The organism is Stutzerimonas kunmingensis (genome assembly GCF_032106285.1).
GTDB lineage: Bacteria > Pseudomonadota > Gammaproteobacteria > Pseudomonadales > Pseudomonadaceae > Stutzerimonas > Stutzerimonas kunmingensis_B.
Map to the genome: position 1 here is coordinate 14,562 of NZ_DAMCPO010000033.1, position 24,847 is coordinate 39,408.

The 24,847-nt window shown below is 61.4% G+C and carries 23 protein-coding genes; 16 read left to right on the forward strand and 7 right to left on the reverse strand.

The window, feature by feature from the left end; all coding sequences use genetic code 11:
* Positions 1-199: 199 nt before the first annotated feature.
* From hemA to RT582_RS19735, 6 genes are all read left to right on the forward strand, one after another.
* Positions 200-1,468 carry a glutamyl-tRNA reductase gene (gene hemA, locus RT582_RS19710; RefSeq protein WP_014819346.1) on the forward strand — a complete coding sequence of 423 codons (1,269 nt, stop codon included), beginning with the start codon at positions 200-202 and terminating at the stop codon, positions 1,466-1,468.
* Complete coding sequence (gene prfA / locus RT582_RS19715; protein ID WP_090522266.1) at positions 1,465-2,547, forward strand: peptide chain release factor 1; 1,083 nt, start codon at positions 1,465-1,467, stop codon at positions 2,545-2,547. Before hemA ends, prfA begins: the two co-directional genes overlap by 4 nt.
* 34 nt (positions 2,548-2,581) lie before the next feature.
* Positions 2,582-3,409 carry a peptide chain release factor N(5)-glutamine methyltransferase gene (gene prmC, locus RT582_RS19720; RefSeq protein ID WP_313479465.1) on the forward strand — a complete coding sequence of 276 codons (828 nt, stop codon included), beginning with the start codon at positions 2,582-2,584 and terminating at the stop codon, positions 3,407-3,409.
* Between the two features lie 22 nt (positions 3,410-3,431).
* Positions 3,432-4,187: a molybdopterin-synthase adenylyltransferase MoeB gene (locus tag RT582_RS19725; protein ID WP_125862832.1), complete on the forward strand. Its 756-nt coding sequence runs from the start codon at positions 3,432-3,434 to the stop codon at positions 4,185-4,187.
* Positions 4,180-4,974, forward strand: a complete 795-nt coding sequence (gene murI / locus RT582_RS19730) for a glutamate racemase (RefSeq protein ID WP_125862831.1) — start codon at positions 4,180-4,182, stop codon at positions 4,972-4,974. The genes RT582_RS19725 and murI overlap by 8 nt, the downstream gene beginning before the upstream one ends.
* Before the next feature lie 81 nt (positions 4,975-5,055).
* Positions 5,056-5,574, forward strand: coding sequence for an acyloxyacyl hydrolase (locus tag RT582_RS19735; RefSeq protein ID WP_046622418.1), 519 nt, complete (start codon positions 5,056-5,058; stop codon positions 5,572-5,574).
* Between the two features lie 57 nt (positions 5,575-5,631).
* Here RT582_RS19735 and RT582_RS19740 read toward each other — a convergent pair whose 3' ends face one another.
* The 3 genes from RT582_RS19740 to upp all read right to left on the reverse strand — a co-directional run bounded on the left by RT582_RS19740 (position 5,632) and on the right by upp (position 7,926).
* On the reverse strand, positions 5,632-5,943 hold the full coding sequence (locus RT582_RS19740; protein WP_125862830.1) for a YkgJ family cysteine cluster protein: 312 nt from the start codon (positions 5,941-5,943) through the stop codon (positions 5,632-5,634).
* Positions 5,944-6,025: 82 nt separating this feature from the next.
* Entirely contained in the window at positions 6,026-7,285 is a 1,260-nt protein-coding gene (locus tag RT582_RS19745) for a uracil-xanthine permease family protein (protein WP_125862829.1), read from the reverse strand.
* A 2-nt stretch (positions 7,286-7,287) separates the two neighbouring features.
* Positions 7,288-7,926 carry a uracil phosphoribosyltransferase gene (gene upp, locus RT582_RS19750; RefSeq protein ID WP_003284783.1) on the reverse strand — a complete coding sequence of 213 codons (639 nt, stop codon included), beginning with the start codon at positions 7,924-7,926 and terminating at the stop codon, positions 7,288-7,290.
* Between the two features lie 259 nt (positions 7,927-8,185).
* Here upp and RT582_RS19755 point away from each other — a divergent pair, with 259 nt between their 5' ends.
* The 4 genes from RT582_RS19755 (at position 8,186) to RT582_RS19770 (ending at position 15,416) form a co-directional block, all read left to right on the forward strand.
* Positions 8,186-8,743 (forward strand): hypoxanthine-guanine phosphoribosyltransferase, encoded by a 558-nt coding sequence (locus RT582_RS19755; protein WP_090522261.1) that lies wholly within the window; start codon positions 8,186-8,188, stop codon positions 8,741-8,743.
* 531 nt (positions 8,744-9,274) lie between these two features.
* Positions 9,275-11,080: a DUF1302 domain-containing protein gene (locus RT582_RS19760; protein ID WP_020308396.1), complete on the forward strand. Its 1,806-nt coding sequence runs from the start codon at positions 9,275-9,277 to the stop codon at positions 11,078-11,080.
* Positions 11,081-11,181: 101 nt separating this feature from the next.
* Positions 11,182-12,543, forward strand: a complete 1,362-nt coding sequence (locus RT582_RS19765; protein ID WP_031297208.1) for a DUF1329 domain-containing protein — start codon at positions 11,182-11,184, stop codon at positions 12,541-12,543.
* Between the two features lie 251 nt (positions 12,544-12,794).
* Positions 12,795-15,416: a LuxR C-terminal-related transcriptional regulator gene (locus RT582_RS19770; protein ID WP_125898627.1), complete on the forward strand. Its 2,622-nt coding sequence runs from the start codon at positions 12,795-12,797 to the stop codon at positions 15,414-15,416.
* Between the two features lie 170 nt (positions 15,417-15,586).
* Here the strand turns inward: RT582_RS19770 and RT582_RS19775 are convergent, their stop codons facing one another.
* The 4 genes from RT582_RS19775 to RT582_RS19790 form a co-directional block, all read right to left on the reverse strand.
* The gene (locus RT582_RS19775; RefSeq protein ID WP_042922310.1) at positions 15,587-15,856 is read right to left on the reverse strand and encodes a DUF3509 domain-containing protein; all 270 of its coding nucleotides are present in this window, start codon (positions 15,854-15,856) and stop codon (positions 15,587-15,589) included.
* 117 nt (positions 15,857-15,973) lie between these two features.
* Complete coding sequence (locus tag RT582_RS19780) at positions 15,974-16,228, reverse strand: YebG family protein (protein ID WP_003299828.1); 255 nt, start codon at positions 16,226-16,228, stop codon at positions 15,974-15,976.
* A gap of 96 nt (positions 16,229-16,324) precedes the next feature.
* Complete coding sequence (locus RT582_RS19785; RefSeq protein WP_125862827.1) at positions 16,325-16,789, reverse strand: multidrug transporter; 465 nt, start codon at positions 16,787-16,789, stop codon at positions 16,325-16,327.
* Positions 16,790-16,911: 122 nt separating this feature from the next.
* Complete coding sequence (locus tag RT582_RS19790; protein ID WP_023444086.1) at positions 16,912-17,367, reverse strand: DciA family protein; 456 nt, start codon at positions 17,365-17,367, stop codon at positions 16,912-16,914.
* Positions 17,368-17,649: 282 nt separating this feature from the next.
* Here RT582_RS19790 and secA point away from each other — a divergent pair, with 282 nt between their 5' ends.
* The 6 genes from secA to RT582_RS19820 all read left to right on the forward strand — a co-directional run.
* The gene (gene secA / locus RT582_RS19795; protein ID WP_125862826.1) at positions 17,650-20,388 is read left to right on the forward strand and encodes a preprotein translocase subunit SecA; all 2,739 of its coding nucleotides are present in this window, start codon (positions 17,650-17,652) and stop codon (positions 20,386-20,388) included.
* Positions 20,389-20,502: 114 nt separating this feature from the next.
* Entirely contained in the window at positions 20,503-21,720 is a 1,218-nt protein-coding gene (gene argJ / locus RT582_RS19800; protein ID WP_125862825.1) for a bifunctional glutamate N-acetyltransferase/amino-acid acetyltransferase ArgJ, read from the forward strand.
* 123 nt (positions 21,721-21,843) lie between these two features.
* Positions 21,844-22,476: a glutathione S-transferase family protein gene (locus tag RT582_RS19805; RefSeq protein ID WP_125862824.1), complete on the forward strand. Its 633-nt coding sequence runs from the start codon at positions 21,844-21,846 to the stop codon at positions 22,474-22,476.
* Complete coding sequence (locus RT582_RS19810; RefSeq protein ID WP_313479481.1) at positions 22,473-23,414, forward strand: Nudix family hydrolase; 942 nt, start codon at positions 22,473-22,475, stop codon at positions 23,412-23,414. Before RT582_RS19805 ends, RT582_RS19810 begins: the two co-directional genes overlap by 4 nt.
* 169 nt (positions 23,415-23,583) lie before the next feature.
* The gene (gene ahpC, locus RT582_RS19815; protein ID WP_003284760.1) at positions 23,584-24,147 is read left to right on the forward strand and encodes an alkyl hydroperoxide reductase subunit C; all 564 of its coding nucleotides are present in this window, start codon (positions 23,584-23,586) and stop codon (positions 24,145-24,147) included.
* A 120-nt stretch (positions 24,148-24,267) separates the two neighbouring features.
* Positions 24,268-24,847, forward strand: a 580-nt coding sequence (locus tag RT582_RS19820; protein ID WP_313479483.1) for a thioredoxin family protein, incomplete at its 3' end; no start/stop codon positions are given.

Below are 24,847 nucleotides of genomic sequence, written 5' to 3' on the forward strand. Positions count from 1 at the left end.
GGTGAAATGTACGTCTGGTGTGCGGTCGCGGCATGATGACACAAGCCGCAGGTCAAGCCCATGGGCCCTGGGAGGCGCGCAGGCCGGTTCGGTAGCTGATTGGCAGTACCAATCGAATCCGACAATCGAGGGCAATGGTTGTTCTCCATCTGACGAAGTAGGAGAATTGCGCGCTCTGTTATCGAATCAGCGATTCTGCATGGCTTTCCTCGCGCTTGGCATTAATCACAAGACCGCTTCGGTGGACGTCCGCGAGCGCGTAGCCTTCACGCCCGACCAGATGGTCGAGGCCTTGCGGCAACTGTGCCGCGTCACTCCGACCCGCGAAGCGGCGATCCTCTCGACCTGCAATCGCAGCGAGCTGTATCTGCAACAGGATCAGGTCGAGGCCGATGCCGTGCTCGCCTGGCTGGCGAATTATCACCGTCTCAGCCTCGACGAGCTCAAGGCATGCGCCTATGTGCATGTCGACGATCAGGCCGTGCGCCACATGATGCGTGTTGCCTCCGGGCTCGACTCGCTGGTGCTGGGCGAACCGCAGATTCTCGGGCAGATGAAGTCGGCCTATGCGGTCGCCCGTGAGGCCGGCAGCGTCGGGCCTCTGCTTGGCCGGTTGTTTCAGGCCACCTTCAGCACCGCGAAGACCGTGCGCACCGACACCGCCATCGGCGAGAACCCGGTTTCGGTGGCGTTTGCCGCGGTCAGTCTGGCGCGGCAGATCTTCAGCAATCTGCAACGCAGCCAGGCCCTGCTGATCGGCGCCGGTGAGACCATCACCCTGGTCGCGCGCCATCTGCACGAGCAGGGCGTGAAGAAGATCGTGGTCGCCAACCGCACCCTCGAGCGGGCCAGCGCGCTGGCCGCCGAGCTAGGGGCGCAGGCGATCCTGCTTGCCGATATCCCGGACGAGTTGCACAACAGCGACATCGTCATCAGCTCCACCGCCAGCCAGCTGCCGATTCTCGGCAAGGGCGCGGTCGAACAGGCGCTGAAGCGACGCAAGCACAAGCCGATGTTCATGGTCGATATCGCCGTGCCGCGGGACATCGAATCGCAGGTCGGCGAGCTGGACGACGTCTATCTGTACACGGTCGACGATCTGCATGAGGTGGTTGCGGAGAACCTCAAGAGTCGCCAGGGCGCGGCCCAGGCCGCCGAGGAGTTGGTCGCGGCCGGCACCGAGGACTTCATGCAGCGTCTGCGCGAACTGGCCGCGGTGGACGTGCTCAAGGCCTACCGGCAGCACGCCGAGCGCATTCGCGACGACGAGCTGAGCAAGGCTCAGCGTCTGCTGGCCAATGGGGGCAGCGCCGAGGAGGTTCTCGTTCAGCTCGCCCGTGGCCTGACCAACAAACTGCTGCATGCACCCAGCGTGCAACTGAAGAAACTCTCCGCTGAGGGCCGCGTCGAGGCGCTGAGCATGGCCCAGGAACTCTTCGCCCTGCACGAGGGCACGGAAAAACCATGAAAGCTTCGCTGCTGAACAAGCTGGACATCCTGAAGGACCGTTTCGAAGAACTCACCGCACTGCTCGGCGACGCCGAAGTCATCAGCGATCAAAGCCGTTTTCGCGCCTATTCCCGCGAGTACGCCGAAGTCGAGCCGGTGATCGTCGCCTATCGGCAGCTGTGCAAGGTTCAGCAGGATCTCGAGGGCGCTCAGGCGCTGCTCAAGGACAGTGATCCCGACATGCGCGAGATGGCCGAGGAGGAGGTTGCCGAAGCCAAGGCCCAGCTTGAGACGCTTGAAGCCAACCTGCAGCGCATGCTGCTGCCCAAGGACCCCAACGACGGGCGCAACGTGTTCCTCGAGATCCGCGCCGGCACCGGCGGCGACGAGGCGGCGATCTTTGCCGGCGATCTGTTCCGCATGTATTCGCGCTATGCCGAGAAGCAAGGCTGGCGAGTCGAGATCCTCTCCGAGAGTGAGGGCGAGCACGGCGGCTACAAGGAAGTGATTTCCCGCGTCGAGGGCGACAACGTCTACGCCAAGCTCAAGTTCGAATCCGGCGCGCACCGCGTGCAGCGCGTGCCGGAGACCGAGTCCCAGGGACGCATTCACACCTCCGCCTGCACCGTGGCGGTGTTACCGGAGCCGGATGAGCAGGCGGCGGTGGAGATCAATCCGGCCGAGCTGCGTATCGACACCTATCGCTCCTCCGGCGCCGGCGGTCAGCACGTCAACAAGACCGACTCTGCGATTCGTATCACGCACCTGCCCACTGGCATTGTGGTCGAGTGTCAGGAAGAGCGTTCGCAGCACAAGAACCGCGCCAAGGCCATGGCCTGGCTCGCCGCCAAGCTGCAGGACCGCCAGGACGCCGCGGCGCACAAGGAAATCTCCGAGACGCGCAAGTTGCTGGTCGGCTCCGGGGATCGCTCCGAACGTATCCGTACCTACAATTTCCCCCAAGGCCGGGTCACCGACCATCGCGTCAACCTGACGCTGTATTCGCTCAACGAAGTGATCGGCGGCGCCGTGGAGCAGGTCATCGAGCCGCTGTTGCAGGAATACCAGGCCGACCAGCTGGCGGCGCTGGGCGACTGATCCTTTTCGCTGCGCACCGCGCTAAGAGCACCTCATGCCAACCATCGAGTCCCTGCTGCAAAGTGCCGATCTGCCGGACTCGCCGAGCGCCAGGCTGGATGCCGAATGGCTGCTCGCGGCCGCCCTGAACAAGTCGACCAGCTATCTGCGCACCTGGTCGGAGCGCGAGGTGCCGGCAGAGTGTGCCGAGCGCTTTGCTGCTGATCTCGCACGGAGGCGTCAGGGTGAACCGGTCGCCTATATTCTCGGGCGCCAGGGCTTCTGGAGTCTGGAACTTGAAGTGGCAGCGGATACGCTGATCCCCCGGCCTGACACCGAGCTGCTGGTGGAGACCGCGCTGCAGCTGCTCCCCGCTGCACCGGCCCGGGTGCTCGATCTGGGCACCGGCACCGGCGCGATTGCGCTGGCTCTGGCGACCGAGCGGCCGGCGTGGCAGGTCTGCGGTGTGGACCGTATCGAGGCCGCCGTGAGGCTGGCTGAGCGCAACCGGCTGCGGCTCGGACTGCACAACGCTGCGTTCACCCTGAGCGACTGGTTTGCCGGTCTGAACGGCGAGAGGTTCCAGATGATCGTCAGCAATCCACCCTATATTCCGGCCAGCGACCCGCACCTGCTGCAGGGCGATGTCCGCTTCGAGCCGCAGAGTGCGCTGATCGCGGGTGCGGATGGCCTGGACGACATCCGCACGATCATCGCCCAGGCGGCGGCGCATCTGCAGTCGGGTGGCTGGTTGCTGCTGGAGCACGGTTACGATCAGGCTGAGGCGGTGCGCATGCTTTTGCTTTCCCGCGGTTTCGAGGATGTGCAAAGCCTGCTCGATCTGGGTGGGCATGAGCGCATCAGCCTTGGCCGCCTGCCATGATTGCGTTTTGTGAGGTGCTTGGATGCTGAGTGACGAAGAGCTGCTGCGCTACAGCCGGCAGATCCTGCTCAAGCAGGTCGATATCGACGGCCAGTTGCGCCTCAAACAGAGTTGCGTGCTGATCGTCGGGCTTGGCGGGTTGGGCTCGCCGGTAGCGCTCTATCTGGCGGCCGCGGGTGTCGGTGAGCTGCACCTGGCCGACTTCGATGCGCTGGATCTGACCAATCTGCAGCGGCAGATCGCTCACGACACACCCTCGCTTGGCTTGCACAAGGTCGACTCGGCCATGGCCCGGCTGGGGGCGCTGAACCCCCATGTACAGCTGGTGCCGTATCGCAGCGGGTTGGACGCCGATTCCCTGGATGCGGCAGTGGAGCGGGTCGATCTGGTGCTCGATTGCACGGACAACTTCGGCATTCGCGAAGCGGTGAACGCCGCATGCGTGAAAGCGAAAAAGCCGCTGGTCAGCGGCGCGGCGATCCGTCTTGAGGGGCAGCTTTCGGTGTTCGATCCGCGAGTCGAAACGAGCCCCTGCTACCACTGCCTCTATGGGCACGGTAGCGAAGCCGAGCTGACCTGCAGCGAAGCCGGTGTAGTGGGGCCGCTGGTGGGAATGGTTGGCAGCCTGCAGGCGTTGGAAGCGATCAAGCTGCTGGTTGGTTTCGGCGAGCCGCTGATTGGTCGACTGCTACTGATCGATGCGCTGTCCAGTCGCTTCCGTGAGTTGCGGGTCAAGCGCGATCCACATTGTGCGGTGTGTGGCGCAAGCCATGGCTGACTGCGCAGCACCGGTCGGCGTCTTCGACTCCGGAGTAGGCGGGCTCTCGGTGCTGCGTGAGATCCGACAGCGCCTGCCGCATGAGTCGCTGCTCTATCTCGCCGACAGCGCCCATGTCCCCTATGGCGAAAAGAGCCCGGACTACATCCGTGAGCGCTGCCGTGTCATTGCGGCCTTTTTTATCGAGAAGGGCGCGAAGGCGCTGGTGGTGGCCTGCAATACTGCGACCGCCGCTGGCGTCACCGAATTGCGCGAGCTGTATCCGCAATTGCCGATCATCGCCATGGAACCGGCCGTCAAGCCCGCCGCCCTGGCCACGCGAAGTGGTGTCGTCGGCGTGCTGGCGACCACCGGAACGCTGAAGAGCGCCCGCTTTGCCGCGTTGCTTGATCGCTTTGCCGCAGATGTCCGGGTGATCACTCAGCCGTGCCCCGGCTTGGTCGAGCGCATCGAGGCAGGCGATCTGAACAGTGCCGAAACGCGCGCCATGCTGATGACGTGGGTCGGGCCGCTGCTGGCACAAGGCTGCGACACGCTGATTCTGGGTTGCACGCATTACCCCTTTATAAGGCCGCTGCTCAGCGAGCTACTGCCTGGAAACGTCCGCCTGATTGATACCGGAGCAGCCGTCGCGCGACACTTGCGCGATCTGCTGGCGGAGCGCCATCTGCTCGCCAGCGGGGTGGCCTCCGAGCATTTCTATTGCAGCGGCGATCCGCGGCGAATGGCCAGCGTGTTGCCTATACTTTGGGGCAAAAACGCGAAAGTCGAGTTTTTCCCCCGCTAGGAACTCCAAGCGCAGCGGGGTTTCTCAAATATGCTGGCACCAAAAAACCAAACAAATGCAGTGTTTGATAAGGAAGTTCTCATGAAAAAACTGTTCTCCCTGGCTGCAGTGGCGGCACTCTCTGTAGGTTCGGTGGCGGCTGCCCATGCCGTAGACTTTACCGTTGCGGTCGGCCAGACCGACGAGTCGACCATGACCTATCGCCTGGGTGCGCAATTCGATTTCGGCACCAGCTGGTTCCAGACCAGCGTGGGCCGACTGACCGGCTACTGGGATGCCGGTTATACCTACTGGGAGGGCGACGAGTCGTCGAGCAATCACAGCATTTCGCTGGCCCCGGTCTTCGTCTACGAGTTCGCTGGTGAATCGGTCAAACCCTATGTCGAGGCAGGCATCGGCGTCGCGGCGTTCGAGAACACCGAGGTCGAGGGCAACGGTCTCGGTTCGTCTTTCCAGTTCGAGGATCGGATCGGTGCAGGCCTGCGTTTCGCCGGTGGCCACGAAGTGGGTGTGCGCGCAATCCACTATTCCAACGCCGGCATCAAGAAGCCGAATGATGGTGTCGAAAGCTACGCCTTGCATTACCGAATGGCCTTCTAAGCAGGCCGTCCTGAGGTGCTGCAGGGCGGTTCGCCAGCCCTGCACTGCCGATAGCGTTCAGCCATATGCCGTGGCGCTGCCCTTGCGCTCTTCGTGGCAATCTTCCGAGCCCAGCTCGAACTCCCTGCAGATCAATGGCCGGTTTTCGTAGATCCTGCAGCGCATGCTGTCCCGATCAAGCGCCGCGCACCAGCCATCTTCCAGGCGTAGCATGACTTCGCCGCCCCAGCTGTCGGTGTCGATATAGCGCTGCGGAACGCCGGTATCGCTGAACAGCAACACTTCGAGTCGACAGCAGCAGGCCGCGCAGGTGGCGCAGCTCACGCTGGTGTCTTCGAGTTGTAGGTGGGGAATGGTCGAATCGTTCATCGCGCCAGTCTAGTCGATACGCTCGACCGGGCGCCCACTCAGGGCGCCGAGTGGTGGCACCAGCAAAGCCGGTGTCACGCTTTTACAGATCTTCGTTCAGCTGCTTGTTGCGCCAACCATCCCCGCCGGGGAGCAGGAGGTTGAGCAGCAGGGCGATGATCGCGCACAGCGAGATGCCGGACAGGGTGAATTCACCGAAGCCGAACGCCATGCCGCCGATGCCGAACACCAGCGTCACCGAAACGATAATGAGGTTGCGTGCCTCGGACAGGTCGACCTGATGACGAATCAACGTGCTTAGACCCACCACGGCAATCGAGCCGAACAGCAGACAGAGAATGCCACCCATAACCGGAACCGGAATGCTCAGCAAGCCGGCGCCGAATTTGCCGATGAACGCCAGGGCGATGGCGAATACCGCCGCCCAGGTCATGATCTTCGGGTTGTAGTTCTTGGTCAGCATCACCGCGCCGGTCACTTCGGCATAGGTGGTATTCGGCGGGCCGCCGAAAAGGCCGGCTGCCGAGGTGGCCACGCCATCGCCCAGTAGCGTGCGGTGCAAGCCTGGCTTCTTGACGTAGTTGTTGCCTGTCACGCTGCCGATGGCCACCACGCCGCCGATATGCTCGATGGCTGGTGCCAGGGCGACCGGCACCATGAACAGGATGGCGCCGATATTGAACTCCGGTGCGACGAAGCTCGGCATCGCTAGCCAGGGTGCGGCCGCGATACCGCTGGTATCCACCACGCCGAAAGCAAACGACAGCCCGTAGCCGACCGCAACGCCGGCGAGAATCGGTACCAGGCGAAACAAGCCCTTGCCCAGCACCGCCACGAGCAGGGTCGTGACAAGTGCCGGCATCGAGATCAGCATCGCCGTCTGGTAGGGGATCAACTGGGCGCTGCCATCGCCGGCCTTGCCCATGGCCATGTTCACCGCCACAGGTGACAGCGCCAGACCGATCGAAATGATCACTGGGGCGATGACCACCGGCGGCAGCAGGCGATCGATGAAGCCGGGGCCCTTCAGGCGCACCGCGAAGCCGAGCAGCATGTAGACAAGTCCGGCAGCGACCACGCCACCCATGACCGCCGGCAGGCCGAACTCACCCTTAGCCGCAATGATCGGTGCGATAAAGGCGAAGCTGGAGGCCAGGAATACCGGTACCTGACGCCGCGTGATCAGCTGGAACAGCAGGGTGCCAAGGCCGGCGGTAAACAGCGCTACGTTGGGGTCCATGCCGGTGATCAGCGGCATCAGCACCAGGGCGCCGAAGGCCACGAACAGCATCTGTGCGCCGGCCAGTACCTGCCGGCCAAGCGGCTCGTCGGTATGCGACATGCTCAGATGTCCTTCTGCTTGGTGCCGAAGATCTTGTCGCCAGCGTCACCCAGGCCCGGGACGATGTAGCCGTGTTCGTCGAGACGCTCATCGATGGATGCCGTGAAAATCAGCACGTCCGGGTGTGCTTTTTCCACAGCGGCGATGCCTTCCGGGGCGGCGACCAGCACCAAAGCACGGATTTCCTTGCAACCGGCCTTCTTCAGCATGTCGATTGTGGCGACCATCGAGCCGCCGGTGGCGAGCATGGGGTCGATGATGATGGCCAGGCGCTGTTCGATTTCCGGAACCAGTTTTTCCAAATAGGTCTGCGCCTGCAGCGTTTCCTCATTACGGGCGATGCCTACCGCACTGACCTTGGCGCCCGGGATCAGGCTGAGCACGCCGTCGAGCATGCCGATGCCCGCACGCAGGATGGGTACGACGGTGATCTTCTTGCCGGATATCTTCTCGACCTGCACCGGGCCGCACCAGCCGTCGATGCTGTAATGTTCCAGCGGCAGATCAGAAGTTGCTTCATAAGTGAGGATCGAGCCCACTTCCTGAGCCAGTTCACGGAAGTTTTTGGTGCTGATGTCGGCGCGGCGCATCAGGCCGAGCTTGTGGCGGATCAGCGGATGGCGGATCTCTCGAATGGGCATTGTGGGCTCCGGCGGGCAAATAAACCGGCTTAGATTAAAGCATCGCCGGGTCAGCGGCTATTCGTGCGTCATCCGGCCAGCGGACTTGCTGCGCGCGGCGAGGGTGGGTATCTTCCCCGCCCTTTCGCGAACGGCCAAAACCGGGCTGTTCGGTCAGGTTTTTCGCTGTCCGGGTTCGCCTGGCATTACGGCGATTCAACCGCACGAGCTGCCAGCCCCGGCTGGTGCTCCCAACTAAATTCTCTGGGGGAATCGCTTCATGTCCGTCGATCTCGCACATATCCGCCAAGTCATGGCCGAGGCTGACTGCCTGTACACCGAAGAACAGGTAGAAGCTGCAATCAGCCAGGTCGCCGATACGATCAACGGCGAGCTGGCCGACCGCAATCCTGTGGTCTTCTGCGTCATGAATGGCGGCCTGATCTTTTCCGGCAAGCTCGTCCCTAAGCTGAACTTCCCGCTCGAACTGTCCTACCTGCATGCCACTCGTTATCGCAATGAAACCAGTGGCGGTGAGCTCTTCTGGAAAGCCAAGCCGGAAATCTCCTTCATCGATCGCGACGTGCTGATCATTGATGACATCCTGGATGAAGGACACACCCTGGGTGCGATCATCGATTTTTGTCGCCACGCGGGCGCCGCCGCGGTGCATACAGCGGTGCTGATCGACAAGGATCATCAGCGTAAGGCCCGCCCGGATCTCAAAGCCGATTATGTTGGCCTCAGCTGTATCGACCGCTACATTTTTGGTTACGGCATGGACTACAAGGGCTACTGGCGCAACGCCCCTGGTATCTACGCCGTAAAGGGCATGTAAGCGTCTCGGCGGAGCTCATTGTCATGCGCGCCCGCAATGAGTGCGCAGCCACACGGCCGCGACGATTCGCCGACCTGGCGGCAGTCATGCGCGCTGCGATCTGGGAGCTGCGGCAGTTACGTTTCGATTGGCCCCATATGCGCTTCCTAAAGTAACGCAGCGGTGGCGTGTCCGCGCCTGATCCGCTCGTTCTCGCGCTGGCTGCGTTTGGTGTTTCACAATGCCGGCTGCCTTGATCCAGATGGATTGGGCTGCTTATCGGCATGGTGAATACTACTTTCGGATAGCCAGCCGACATTTCTTCATTTCAACCGCACGAAAGGCTCTGCGGCGGGCTTTGCGCTTCTAGCGTTCACGGCTAAGCTCAGAACATCCTTAAATACGCATGGCTGAACGAAATCACGCTGAAAGCCAATGCTGGAAAGGCTATTCATACTAAAGGATTACAAGCTAAATCAAACCTTAGTGCGCTTAACCCTCCTTCTACGTCTGGGTAGGGTTTACGCACTTCGAACCAATCAGGAGCGCCTCATGACAAAAACAACAAGGCAAGGAATCTTCCAGCCGAAGTCCCTAGCTCTCGCCGTAGCGCTGGGCACTGCCGCCCCGGCTTACGCCGTGAGCTTCAATATCGGCGAGATCGAAGGGCAATTCGACTCGGCGATGTCCATCGGTGCCAGCTGGTCCATGGCGGACAGGGACAGGGATCTGGTCGGCATCAACAACGGCGGTACCGGCTTTACCCAGACCGGCGACGATGGTCGTCTGAACTTCAAGAAGGGCGAGACCTTCTCCAAGATTTTCAAGGGTGTGCACGATCTCGAGCTTCGTTATCGCGATAGCGGTGCCTTCGTTCGCGGCAAGTATTGGTATGACTTCGAGCTGAAGGATGAGAGTCGTCTTTTCAAGGACATCAGCGACAGCAACCGGAAAGAAGCCGCTCAATCATCCGGCGCGCAAATTCTGGACGCGTTCGTCTATCACAATTATTCCGTTGGTGATCTGCCCGGGACCGTCCGTCTTGGGAAGCAGGTAGTGAGCTGGGGCGAAAGTACCTTTATCGGTAACAGCATAAACTCCATCAATCCCTTGGACGCTGCAGCATTCCGCCGGCCGGGTGCTGAGATCAAAGAGGGGCTGATTCCGGTCAATATGTTCTACATCTCGCAGAGCCTGACCGACCGGTTGAGCATGGAGGCGTTCTATCAACTCGAGTGGGATCAGACCGTTGCCGATAATTGCGGTACTTTCTTCGCTGTAGATGTCGTTCAGGATGGTTGTGATGCCAACTACCACGTGGGCAGCCCGGCAATCGCTCCTCTTCAACCCGTCGCTGCTGCGTTCGGGCAGGGGTTCGAAGTCACTCCTGAGGGTGTGGTTTTGCCGCGAGCTGGCGACCGGGATGCACGTGATTCGGGGCAGTTCGGTCTTGCATTGCGCTGGTTGGGTGATGCCACCGAGTATGGTGCGTATTTCATGAATTACCACAGTCGGACGCCAAACGTCAGTACGCGATCTGCTGGCTTGGCTACCGCAGCGCAGCTGCCTGGCATTATCGGTACAGCTAATGGGCTCGTGCCTGGTGCTGGCTCTGGTTTGGCGCAGAGCGTCATGCTTGGCAACGGCCGCTATTACCTTGAGTACCCCGAAGATATCCAGCTTTACGGCCTTAGCTTCTCTACGACATTGCCCACTGGCACCGCGTGGTCTGGTGAGATCAGCTATCGACCCAATGCACCGGTTCAGCTGAATACTCAAGACCTCACTCGGGCTTTGCTTAATCCCCTTGCGCCGGGAACCTCTCCCATTGAAAGTACTTTCGGTGCAGAAAATCGCGGCTACAACCGCAAGGAAATCACCCAGTTGCAGACCACATTCACTCACTTCTTCGATCAAGTACTGGGCGCTGGTAGGGTGACCGTGGTGGGCGAGGTCGGCTACACGCATGTCGGCGGTCTCGAGAGCACCAGCGAACTGCGCTATGGGCGTGATCCTATCTACGGCACCCCGGATGATCCAGCCGCTTTGGCCCGCTACGGCCGCCACGGTTTCGTCACCGCCAACTCCTGGGGCTACCGCCTGCGTGGCATCGCGGACTACGACAACGTCTTCGCCGGCATCAACCTCAAGCCCAACCTGTCCTTCTCCCACGACGTCGACGGCTACGGCCCCAACGGTCTGTTCAACGAAGGCTCCAAGGCGGTCAGCATTGGTCTGGATGCCGAGTACCAGAATATGTACACCGCCAGCCTGTCCTACACCGATTTCTTCGGCGGCGACTACAACACGCTGGTTGACCGCGACTTCCTCGCGTTCAGCGTGGGCGTGAACTTCTAAGGAGACCAGCCGAGTGTCCGGCCGATGAGGATGATCGGCCGGACATCAGCGACAGGCATGGGCCTCCGGCCTATAACAAGATCAAGAGGAACTGGAATCGTATGAAAAAAACAGGAAAGCTATTGAGTGTCTTGGCCTTCTCCCTGCTCGCGAGCAGTGTGATGGCTGCCGTTTCCCCAGAAGAAGCCGCCAAGCTCGGTACATCGCTGACGCCGCTGGGCGCAGAAAAAGCCGGTAACGCCGACGGCAGCATCCCTGAGTGGACCGGTGGTCTCAAGACCGACGCGGCCCCCCTCAACAATGGGCATCTGACTAACCCGTTCAAGGACGAGCAGCCGAAGTTCGTCATCACCTCGCAGAACGCCGAACAGTACAAGGACAAGCTGACCGCAGGTCAGATGGCCATGTTCAAGCGCTATCCGGAAACCTACAAGATTCGCGTGTTCCCGACTCATCGTTCGGTCGCCGTGCCGGATGAGATCTATGAGGCTGCGAAGAAGAGTGCTGTGAATACCGAACTCGTCGAGGGCGGCAACGGTATCGCCAACTTCACCGACAGCCGTTATTACGCATTCCCGATTCCGAAGAATGGTCTGGAAGTGGTGTGGAACCATATCACCCGCTATCGCGGTGGCAACGTCCGTCGCAATATCGTCCAGGCTACCCCGCAAACCAACGGTAGCTACACCATGGTTCACTTCGAGGACGAAGTGGCGTTCCCGCTGGGTATGACGGATCTGGATCCCGAGCGCGCCAAGAACGCGCTGCTTTTCTTCAAACAGCGGGTGACTGCGCCGTCTCGCCTGGCAGGGAACGTCCTGCTGGTGCACGACTCGCTGGATCAGGTTAAGGAGCCCCGTCAGGCCTGGATCTACAACGCTGGCCAGCGTCGGGTACGCCGCGCGCCGCAAGTTGCATACGACGGGCCGGGTACCGCTTCGGACGGTATGCGCACCACGGATAACTTCGATATGTTCAGCGGCGCACCTGATCGCTACGACTGGAAGTTGATCGGCAAGAAAGAGCTGTACATCCCGTACAACAGCTATGAAATCGCTTCCAGCGAACTGAAGTACGACGACGTCATCAAGGCTGGCCACGTCAATCAGGATCTGGCGCGTTACGAGCTACACCGCGTCTGGGAGATTGAAGCCACGCTCAAGAGTGGCGAGCGCAACATCTACGCCAAGCGCCGTTTCTTCGTCGACGAGGATAGCTGGACCATCGTCCAGTCGGAGCTGTACGACGGTCGTGGTCAGCTTTGGCGTGTAGGCGAGGCCCACTCGCTGCAGTACTACCAGCACAAGGTGCCGGCTTACGCGTTCGAGGCGCTCTACGACATCATCTCCGGCCGCTACATCGCGATCGGCATGAGTAACGAGGAGAAGCCGCACGAATACGGCTATCGTGCCTCCGCTCGGGACTTCACGCCGGCTGCCCTGCGTAACGCAGGGGTGCGCTGATCGACTGACATTTAACCTGTGAATAAGGCGGCCAGGTGGCCGCCTTTTTTTTTGCGGCGAACCAGTGGATGATAATTTCCATTCGGTGCCCGAGGTCAGGACGATCGCATTGCTGGAACACTGGGCCCAATATGCGACGTGTGCAACGACAAGGCTGGCGTTTCGGCTGCCCGTGGTAACGACCGAGCGCGATGCCTGGCACAGACCGCGCTGTGTTTCAATGGACTGATTCGAACAAGAGAACCTTTGCCATGTCCGTACGCTTCATTCCTGATGCGCTCAGTGCAGAGGCAGGTGCCGTAGAGCAACTCGCATCCATTCCTCGGCTGCCGCCGCTGCATATCGACCGGCCCAGGCTGGTTCGTGCGCTGCTCGATACCGATTGCCGTCTGCGCCTGATCTGCGCCCCAGCCGGGTTTGGCAAGACCGTGCTGATGAGCGAGTGCGCGCGCTTGGTGCCTCCGGGCACACGCCTGGTGTGGCTGGATCTCGGCGGGCGGGCATGTACGGTTCAGGCGCTTTACGGCCAGTTGAGCGATGCGTTGGGGGAGCGGACGGGCAAGGATGATCGTTCCGAGAACGACATGCTGGCGCTGCTGCGACAAGTCCGGCAGCCGCTGTGGATCATGCTCGACGACTACCCGCGTGATTACAGCCCGGAACTCGATGCTTGCATTGATATGTTGTTGGACATGGGGCCGGCACAAATCAGTTGGTGGGTATCCAGTCGCCGCCAGCCAGCGTGGAAGCTTCCACGGCTCCTGCTGCAAGGGCACCTTCTGGAGCTGGAGGCGGAAGCGCTGGCGTTCACCGCCGAAGAGCTCGAGCAACTCCTGAGCGTCCATCGTCTGACGCTCTCGTCCGAGACTTTTCAGCAATTGCATCATGTGATGGAGGGGTGGCCGGCTGGAGTCTGTCTGATGTTGCTCCACGCCGATGAGCAGGCGCTGCGTGAGCGTCTGGTTGCCGGGACGCCATTGCTGCGTGATTACGTCCAGCGTGAGGTCATGGCTGGACTGAGCGATGAAGTGCGGCGGGCCATGCTGGCACTGGCGCGTATGCCGCGTTTCTCGGCAGAGCTTTGCGACCATGTGCTCGACGGTGTTGGTCGCGAAATCCTCGATATCCTCAAGACGCTCCAGCTCTTCATTCGGCAGATCGATAACTGCGGTGAGTGGTTTCGCCTGTGGAAGCCGCTGGCGCTGATGCTGCAGCGCTCCGCAGAAACGACCGCGCCGACCCAGGCCCATCTGCGTGCCTGTCAGTGGTTCGCCAGTCGCGGCGAGATGCGCGAGGCGGTAGAGCATGCATTATGGGCCGGCCAGCCTGAGGTCGCTGCCAACTACCTGCAGCGTTACGGACAGGAACAGTTGCTGATCGGCGATAACGTATCGCGCTTTCTGAAATGGCGAAGCGAGCTGCCACAGGACCTGTTCGCCAGCACCACGCGCCTGATCGTTTTGCAGGGCTGGGCGCTGATCATTTCGGCGCGACTTGATGAAGTGGATGACTGTCTGGCCGAGCTGGCCAAGTTCTTCCCCCAACCCGATGCGCGCCGGCAAGCCCAGTTATTGGCTCAGTGGCAGGCCCTTCGGGGGTTTCTGGCCCGCCTGCGCGGTGAGCCCGAGGCACGCCAGAACTGCCTGCAGGCGCTCGAGGTACTGTCCGATCACGCCTGGGCGCAGCGCGTGCTCTGTTATCAGGTGCTTACGCAGCAAGCGATGGCTGAAGGTGAGCTCGAGCTTGCCCAGCAATACAACAGCGAAGGCATGAAACTCGCACGGCTAAAAGGTAGCGTGCTCTACGAAGTGATGCTCAGCGTCGATCGAATCCAGTTGCTTGAGCTCACCGGTGAGTTCGAGCGTGCGGTCGGCGTGCTCAACGAGACACTCCAGGCGTTGCGTGACTCCGTCCGGCGCAGCCCTCTCATCGGCAGGTTGCAACTGCTGCAGGGGCATCTACTGGCTTACCAGGGGCTCGACGAGCCGGCGCAGGAGGCATATCAGCTCGGTAAGGCGGAGACCGAAACCTGCGGTGATTCCTACTGTTTCTTCGGTTATGTCGGGCTTGCCGAGCTTGCCGCGCGCAGTCACGAGTTTGCCTGCGCCTATCACTGGCTGCGGGACGCCGAGCGCCTGTCTCAGTGGCGACATGTACCTGAGGCGAGATTCCGCGGCATCCTGCCGCTGATAAACGGTGTGGCCTGGCTGCATCAGGGCGAGCTGCGCAAGGCGCGTGGTGCGCTGTATCAGGTACTGGAATTGTATGAAGGACGGGGTTACCTGTCGCCGTCCGGATTCTACGAGCTGTTGCCTCGGGTGCGGCGCTATCTGGCGGTCATCGATGTGCTCGAGGGACAGCCAGCACGAGCGATCACAGCCTTGCGTGAGCAGATCGAGCAGAACCTGCTTGCCCAGCGTCTGGGGCTTGCATGCGAGTGTCGTTTCAGTCTGGCGGAAGCGTTACAGGCCGATGGCCAGGTCGCCGAGGCGGAGCTGGAGCTGCGTCTGGCGCTCAGCGAGGCCGCGCGTCAGCATCTGGTCAAGCCCTTGTACGAACTACAGTATCGGCAGCCGCAATGGCTGGCGCGAGTGCTACCCGCAGCGAAGGGCGAATCGCTTCGGCAGCGGCTGCTGAGCTACGAGCGTGAGCCGGAAGTGACGCTCCCGGCAGCGGATGAAACGGTGCTCAGCAACCGCGAACTGACGGTGTTGCGGCTGATCGCCCAGGGGTGCTCGAACCAGGAAATTGCCGAACAGCTGTTCATATCCCTACATACCGTGAAGACCCATGCGCGCAGGATTAACACGAAGCTGGGCGTCGCGCGCCGTACCCAGGCGGTGGCGAAGGCCAAAGCGCTGGCCTGGCTCTGAGAACAAGCAGTTATCCAAGGGATCATTCATCGTCGCGCCTGAAACAGCAAAGTTCAGGCGCGACGATTCGCTGCAAGCCTGGCAGCTGTCAGACGAAGATGGATTCTTGTTTTTATTGGGTAAGTTTCGGGGCGGAGCGGCGCAACCTGCAGGCAGTCAGGTTGATGACATTACACTGGTGCGGGTTGCAAGCCTCCGTGGGACATCCGTTGTGGTAACTGCTCGCCGCGCTCGATGGCCAGACTGACTTGCAGGCTGGTGATGAGTCGCTGCAATTGCTGTTGATCGCGCCATTGGTCGGCACTGATGTAGCGCTTCACTGCAACGCCTTCCGAGCCCGTCAATGTCAGCAGAATGCTGCCATCGGGCTTCTCGATGCTGAAGTTGACGTTGTAGCGCGGACGAAACACATCACTGATCTTCTGAAATGGACTCGTCATGCCTGGATACCTGTGTGAGGGGTTGCCAGCAATGGACCAGGCAAGGCGATGACAAGTTTCCCGGGCGCAACGGCATGACCGCCGCAAAAATGTCGCTGGCATACCTGCTATCTCATTTCATGCTTGCGCAGTCAGTTCCGTCAGAACATCGGGGCTGCTCTTGAATGCCTTGGCAAACAACTCGCGGTGCCTGGCCATGTAGATGCCGATGTCTTCGGCTTGCTGTTCGCTCAGCGAAGGCGAAGCTTGCTGCAGCACCGCAGCTAGCGCTTCTGCCAGCTCAAGCATCTTGTCGTGACGATCGGCTTCGGCTTTATCCATGAACAAACGCTCCAGGTCCCGGCTGCTGCGGTACACCACTTCGACGGCCATTTACCACCTCGGTCATTGGCAGATTGATACTGTTTATTTGTACAGCATAAGCGGCTGCGGCGAAGATTGAAAGTCTGCGCAGGAAGCGGAGTTTCGTCAGTTCTTGAATCGGCCTTGCACGCGCTCGGCCCGAAACTCCAGTGTGGCGGCGCGGTAACCGGCGCGCAGCAGCGGTAGCGGCACGCAGGATTCCCAGCTTGCGCCAGGCTGCAGGCCACCTGCCCCCTGGTAGTCCGGTGCATCGTAGGCGCGTCGCGCCAGGTTGGTGCGCGAGCCCGGCGCATAGGCGGCGACTTCCCACTGCAGGCTCTGCAACTTCTTGTCGGTGTGATTGTGCAGGCGCACATGCAGCGGCTGCCCGCCGGCGCAGCGACGAGGGTCGTGAGTCAGCTGAATTTCGATACGAGCGAGCAACTGCTCTTCGCGATGCTCCTGCCAGAGTACCCAGCCAGCGACCAAGGCAAGGCCGAGCACGGCACCCAGTGAAATGGGTACGGCCCTGAATGGATAGCGGATCAGCAGCACCAGCCAGGTCAGGATGAGCAGAGCGCCAATCAGCATGGTCGAGTACCGACGATCAGGTGGTTGGGCAGCATGAACGTTCTCCGTTGCGATGGGGGCATGCTAACCCGTGGCGGCGGACCCCGGGCAACAACGAAGTGGCAAGCATTTGTCGCAGGATGTCAGTCGTCCACTTTGCTGCGGCTGGCCAGACGTTCCAGTGCGGCGCGAAGCTTGGGGTCGCGGATGCCATCAGCTGCCGCCTGAATGCTGTCGGCGGCGTTGCTCGAAAGTGGTTGCGTACGCGCCGGCGTGTGCCTGGGCGGGGGCGGTGGCTGTACCTTGAACTGGATACGCGTCAGGCCCGCGAACTCTTCGAGCACTTCCAGCTGACGTTGCAGACGCCGCTGCTGGTAGCGCAGCCGTGTCGCCCAGTGGCCGTCAGTGACGATAAGCAGCAGACAACCTTCGCGCCAGGATGCCACGCGGCAGTGTTCGCGTGCTGCGGGCTGCAACTGGCTCTCCAGCAGCTGTTGCAGACGATCGAGCCGAAGGGCTTCGCCGAACAAAGCTCTGAGCGGCTTCGCTTCGCGCAACAATGAGGCAGGAGCACGAGCCGGCGACGGGCGAAAGGCCATGATGGTCCGAGATGCTTGGTAGAAGCGTGAATGGTAGCAGAAGCCGGTTCGGGGAATATCCTGCTGCCTCCGGCTTTGGCGTGCTGCGCAAAGGCCCTGTCTAGAGGGTTTATCGCCTGCCAGCTGCGAATATACAGGTACCCGGTAGCGCGTCCGTTGCGTCATGGCGCTGCGCAGTCAGGCACCTTTCCTCACTGCCGTTTCCGAGTAGAATGGCCCCTTTGCACGCAGCCGTGACCTCGCGGACGTGCCTCCATCCCCAGCATGGAAGTCTTTGTCGATATGTTTGCGCCTTTATTGAAGAAACTCTTTGGAAGCAAGAATGAGCGTGAGGTCAAACGCATGCTCAAGGCGGTGCAGTCCGTCAATGCCCTCGAAGAGCAGATGCTGTCGCTCTCCGACGAGCAACTGCGCAGCAAGACCGAAGAGTTCAAGGCCCGTCTCGAGAAAGGCGAAACCCTCGATCAGATCCTTCCCGAAGCATTCGCCGTCTGTCGTGAAGCCGGCAAGCGCGTCATGGGCATGCGCCACTTCGATGTGCAGCTGATCGGTGGCATGACCCTGCACGAAGGGCGCATCGCCGAGATGCGTACCGGTGAAGGCAAGACCCTGGTTGCAACCCTGGCCGTTTACCTCAATGCGCTGGCCGGCAAAGGTGTGCACGTAGTCACGGTCAACGACTACCTGGCGCGACGCGATGCCAACTGGATGCGCCCGCTGTACGAATTCCTCGGCCTCTCGGTCGGCATCGTCACCCCGTTCCAGCCGCCGGAAGAAAAGCGCGCTGCCTACGCAGCCGACATTACCTATGGCACCAACAACGAGTTCGGCTTCGACTACCTGCGTGACAACATGGCGTTCAGCCTGCAGGAAAAGAACCAGCGCGAACTCAACTTCGCCGTAATCGACGAAGTCGACTCCATTCTGATCGATGAAGCGCGCACACCGCTGATCATTTCCGGGCAGGCTGAAGACAGCTCCAAGCTTTACCAGCAGATCAACCTGCTCATTCCACGCCTTACCCAGCACATCGAGGAAGAGGAGGGAGTCGTTACTCAGGAAGGGCATTTCTCCATCGATGAGAAAACCCGCCAGGTCGAGCTGAACGAACAGGGTCACCAGTATATCGAGGAGCTGCTGACCCAGGCCGGTCTGCTGGCCGAGGGCGAAAGCCTCTATTCGGCGCATAACCTCGGTTTGCTGACACATGTGTATTCTGGCCTGCGCGCCCACAAGCTGTTCCATCGCAACGTCGAATACATCGTGCAGAACAACCAGGTGCTGCTGATCGACGAGCACACCGGCCGCACCATGCCGGGCCGCCGCCTTTCCGAAGGTCTGCATCAGGCCATCGAAGCGAAGGAAGGCCTGCAGATTCAGCCCGAGAGCCAGACCCTGGCTTCGACCACCTTCCAGAACTACTTCCGCCTGTACAAGAAGCTGTCCGGCATGACCGGTACCGCCGACACTGAAGCCTTCGAATTCCAGCAGATCTACAACCTGCCGGTCGTGGTCATCCCGACCAACCGCCCGCTGGCGCGCAAGGACTTCAACGACCTGGTCTATCTGACCCAGGAAGAGAAGTTCGCCGCGATCATCTCCGACATCAAGGAGTGCCGGGAGCAGGGCCGTCCGGTGCTGGTCGGTACAGCCACCATCGAGTCCTCCGAATACGTGTCGCGCCTGCTGGAGGCCGAAGGTTTCGAGCACAAGGTGCTCAACGCCAAGCACCACGACAAGGAAGCCGAAATCATTGCCCAGGCGGGCCGCCCCGGTGCCGTGACCATCGCCACCAACATGGCCGGTCGTGGTACCGACATCCTGTTGGGCGGCAACTGGGAAGTGGAAGTCGCGGCGCTGGAAAACCCGACCGAAGAGCAGGTTGCGCAGATCAAGGCGGATTGGCAGAAGCGTCACCAGCAGGTGCTCGAAGCGGGCGGCCTACATGTGATCGCCTCCGAGCGTCATGAATCCCGTCGTATCGACAACCAGTTGCGCGGTCGTGCCGGTCGTCAGGGCGACCCGGGATCGAGCCGTTTCTATCTGTCGCTGGAAGACAGCCTGATGCGCATCTTCGCCTCTGATCGGGTGAAGAACTTCATGAAGGCGCTGGGCATGGAGTCCGGCGAGGCCATCGAGCACCGCATGGTCACCAACGCCATTGAAAAGGCGCAGCGCAAGGTTGAAGGCCGCAACTTCGACATGCGCAAGCAGCTGCTCGAGTACGACGACGTGGCCAACGAGCAGCGCAAGGTGATCTACCACATGCGCAATAGCCTGCTCGCAGCCGATGAAATCGGCCAGACCATCGCCGAATTCCGCCAGGAGGCGCTGGACGCCGCGATCAGCGCGCACATTCCGCCGCAGTCGCTGCCGGAACAGTGGGATATCCCGGGGCTGGAGGCGGTGCTCTACAGCGATTTCGGTACGCGTCTGCCGGTCCAGCAGTGGCTCGACGAGGACGAGAAACTCTACGAGGAAACGCTGCGCGAGCGCATTCTCGAAGCGCTGTTGGCCGCCTACAACGAGAAGGAAGAGCTGGCTGGCGTCGAGGCACTGCGTTCCTTCGAGAAGCAGATCGTGCTGCGTGTGCTGGATGATCTGTGGAAAGACCACCTCTCGACCATGGACCACCTGCGTCACGGCATCCACCTGCGCGGCTACGCGCAGAAGAACCCGAAGCAGGAATACAAGCGCGAGTCCTTCACGCTGTTCCAGGATCTGCTTGAATCGATCAAGCGCGACAGCATCCGCGTGCTGTCCCATGTGCAGGTTCGTCGAGAAGATCCGGCCGAAGAAGAAGCCCGTCTGCGCCGCGAAGCCGAAGAGCTGGCCAAGCGCATGCAGTTCCAGCATGCCGAGGTGTCCGCGCTGGATCAGCCGGAGGAGGAGCCCGAGGTCGAAGGTCAGGCCGACGTCGCCGCGGCGCCGGTGCGTACCGAACCGAAGATCGGTCGCAACGAGCCTTGCCCGTGCGGATCGGGCAAGAAGTACAAGCATTGCCACGGGCAGGTTCAGTAAGTCCGACCTCGCCTGATGATTCCGCGCCGCGACCGGCTTCTGCCGCTCGCGGCGTTTTTGTCGCAACCCCTTTCTCGGCCTGTTGGCCATCCATTGTTCTGAAGGAGCGCATCCATGGCTGTCGGTCTTGGTCCTTTACCTACCCTGCATCCGGTACCCGGTTTCGAACTCGGCATCGCCTCCGCCGGCATTAAGCGACCGGGCCGCAAGGATGTGGTGATCATGCGCTGTGCCGAGGGCTCCCGTGTCGCCGGCGTGACCACCACCAACGCCTTTTGCGCTGCCCCCGTGCTCGTCACCCGCGAACGCATGCACGGCCCGGTGCGTTACCTGCTGACCAACACCGGTAACGCCAATGCCGGAACCGGCCCGCAAGGTCTTGCCGACGCCCGTCACACCTGTGCGGCCCTCGCGGCCATCACCGGAATCGACGAGACGGCCGTGCTGCCTTTCTCGACTGGCGTGATCGGTGAGCCGCTGCCGGTACAGAAGATCGAATCGGCATTGCAGGCTGCACTCGACGATCTGTCGCCGGACCACTGGGCCGAGGCCGCGACCGGCATCATGACCACCGATACGCTGCCCAAAGGTGCCAGCCGTCAGTTCCAGCACGATGGCGTGACGGTGACCGTCACCGGTATCAGCAAGGGCGCCGGGATGATCCGGCCGAACATGGCGACCATGCTTGGCTATATCGCCACCGATGCCAAGGTCGCCGGCAGCGTGTTGCAGGATCTGGTGCGCGATGCGGCGAACAAGTCGTTCAACCGCATCACCATCGACGGTGATACCTCTACCAACGATTGCTGCATGCTGATCGCCACCGGTCAGGCGGCGCTGCCGGAGATCACCTCCGCCTCCGGCGAGCTGTTCGCCAAGCTCAGGCAGGCGGTGCTGGAAGTCTTCATGGAAGTGGCTCAGGCCATCGTTCGCGATGGCGAAGGCGCGACCAAGTTCGTCACGGTTCAGGTCAACGGCGGTGGCAATCATCAGGAGTGCCTGGACGTCGCCTATGCCGTCGCGCATTCGCCGCTGATCAAGACCGCGCTGTTCGCCTCGGACCCGAACTGGGGCCGCATTCTCGCTGCGGTCGGCTACGCCGGCGTGCCAGATCTGGATGTGAGCAAGATCGATGTGTTCCTCGGCGAGGTCTGCATCGCCAGCCAGGGCGGGCGCTCGCCCAGCTACACGGAAGAGCAGGGCGCGGCGGTAATGGCCCGTGAGGAAATCACCATCCGTATCGAACTCGGTCGTGGAGATTGCAGCGAGACCATCTGGACCACCGACCTGTCCCACGAGTACGTGAAGATCAACGCCGAATACCGGACCTGATCGAATCCTGCCCTTAGCTATTCCCGTTGTGCATGGCCCCATGTGCAACGGGAATTGCCATTTGCGCTTGCCGCGCTTTAACGTCCGCTGACTCTTCCGAAGGCAACTCGAGGTGCATCGGTCATGGCTCTGCAACTGGTAGTCGGCGACAAGAACTATTCATCCTGGTCGCTGCGCGCCGCGCTGGCAGTGGAACTGTCCGGCGCTGCGTGCGAACAGGTTCCGGTCTCGCTCTATCGGCAGGACAGCCGAGCCCGGCTGCTGGCTTACTCGCCCACCGGCAAGGTGCCGGTGCTTCTGACCGAGGACGGCCCGGTGTGGGATTCGCTGGCAATCGCCGAATACCTGGCCGAGCAGTTCCCTGATGCAAACCTGTGGCCGCGCGAGCGCTATGCGCGAGCATTGGCGCGAAGTATCTGCGCGGAGATGCACAGCGGCTTTCAGGCGCTGCGCAGCCATCTGCCGATGGATATGGCGCGCGACCAGGCCTTGCCCGAGCTTCCCGATGCAGTGCAGGCAGACATCGAGCGAATCTGCGCCATCTGGAGCGATTGCCGCGAGCGCTTTGGCCGGAGTGGTGATTATCTGTTTGGCCAGCCAAGCATTGCCGACGCCTTCTATGCGCCGGTGGCTTCGCGCCTGCGCAGTTATCAGGTGGCCTTGCCAGCTGCCGCAGCGAGCTACGTCGAGACGATCCATCAGTGGCCGGCTTTTCAGCGCTGGCATCGAAGTGCCCTGCAGGAAGTGCGAAAGTGAAACGAATCCATGTCGCCGCAGCCGTTATTCGTGGTGCCGACGAGCGCGTACTGATCGCCAAGCGCCCGCTCGACAAGCACCAGGGTGGGTTGTGGGAGTTTCCCGGCGGCAAGGTCGAGGCTGGTGAGCGCGTCGAGGCGGCGCTGGCGCGTGAGCTGCTGGAGGAACTGGGCATCGTTGTCACCGCGGCGCAGCCGTTGATCCAAGTGCGCCACGATTATCCGGACAAGCAAGTGCTGCTCGATGTCTGGGAGGTGCAGGCGTTTACCGGTGAACCCCACGGGGCGGAAGGCCAGCCGCTGATGTGGGTGACGGCGGATCAACTGACGAACTACAGCTTCCCGGCTGCGAACCAGCCGATCGTGGCGGCTGCGCGGCTGCCGCACCGTTATCTGATAACGCCGGATGGCCTCGCCCCGCAACGGTTGCTCGATGGGCTCGCGCAAGCGCTGGATGACGGCATACGGCTGATCCAGCTGCGTGTGCCGTCGCTACCGCCTACCGACTACCGTGCGTTGGCAGAGCGGGCGCTGCCCTTGTGCGAGGGGCGGGCTCAGCTGATGCTCAAGGGCCCGCTACAGTGGGCATGCGATTATCCCGAGGCTGGCTGGCATCTGACCGCCAGGCAGCTGCGTGAGCATGCGGGGCGGGAACGACCGATCGCGGCGAACCGCTGGTTGGCGGCGTCCTGTCACGATGCCGAGGAGCTGGCGCTGGCAGCCGCATTGGGAGTAGATTTCGTCACGTTGTCGCCAGTGCTGGCGACCGCCAGCCATCCGGATGCCTCACCGTTGGGCTGGGCGCAGGTCGCGGATTTGCTGCTAGGCTTCGACCGACCGGCCTACCTGCTGGGCGGACTTCAGGCGTCCGACCTGTCCCCGGCACGCCAGGCAGGTGCGCAGGGTGTCGCTGCGATTCGAGCGTTCTGGCCGGATTGAACGGCTGACGCTGATGCAGGTCACTGGCGATGCTGCTGTAAACCCGATAAATGCGTCTTCGATAGATGAAAGCAATCGCGGTCATTCCCTTAATCAATTAACGGTATGCTGCTAGCTGCGTTATCGTAGGCCCCGTCAAAGTTTCTGAACCCCCTAAAGGAGTTAGCAGATGTCGCTGATCAACACTCAAGTTCAACCCTTCAAAGTCAATGCCTTCCACAATGGCAAGTTCATTGAAGTCACCGAAGAATCCCTGAAGGGCAAGTGGTCCGTGCTGATCTTCATGCCGGCTGCCTTCACCTTCAACTGCCCGACTGAAATCGAAGACGCTGCCAACAGCTACGCCGAATTCCAGAAGGCCGGTACCGAAGTTTACATCGTCACCACCGACACCCACTTCTCGCACAAGGTCTGGCACGAGACTTCCCCTGCCGTTGGCAAGGCGCAGTTCCCGCTGATCGGTGACCCGACTCACCAGCTGACCCGCGCTTTCGGTGTGCACATCGAAGAAGAAGGTCTGGCCCTGCGTGGCACCTTCCTGATCAACCCGGAAGGCGTGATCAAGACCGTCGAAATCCACTCCAACGAGATCGCTCGTGACGTGTCGGAAACCCTGCGCAAGCTGAAAGCTGCTCAGTACACCGCCGCTCACCCGGGTGAAGTTTGCCCGGCCAAGTGGAAAGAAGGCGAGAAGACCCTGGCTCCTTCGCTGGACCTGGTCGGCAAGATCTAAGGCTTCGCCTATCTGCCCTGCGTGCTGGAGGGCTTTTCAAAGCCCTCTGGCAACCCAACGCCTGGACGCGAACCGTCCGGGCGTTTTATTTCCTGAATTCCGTACGGGGTACCGCTGCTCATGTTGGACACCAATCTCAAGACCCAGTTGAAAGCCTACCTGGAGAAGGTCACCCAGCCCTTCGAGATCGTCGCGTCCCTTGGTGACGGCGAGAAGTCCCAGGAAATGCTGAGTCTGCTGCAGGACATCGCCGGCCTCAGCGACAAGATCACCCTCAAGACCGACGGTGATGATGCACGCAAGCCGTCGTTCTCGCTCAACCGCATCGGCGGCAACATCAGCCTGCGTTTTGCCGGCATCCCCATGGGCCACGAATTCACCTCGCTGGTGCTGGCCCTGCTGCAAGTCGGCGGTCATCCGTCGAAGACCGCGCCGGAAGTGATCGAGCAGATCAGGGCGCTGGATGGCGACTACCGCTTCGAAACCTACTTCTCGCTGTCCTGCCAGAACTGCCCGGACGTGGTGCAGGCGCTGAACCTCATGGCGGTGCTGAATCCGAACATCAAGCACGTGGCCATCGACGGCGCGCTGTTCCAAGACGAAGTCGAGGCGCGCCAGATCATGTCGGTGCCGAGCATCTACCTTAACGGCGAGCTGTTCACCCAGGGCCGCATGAGCGAGGAAGAGATCCTCGCCAAGC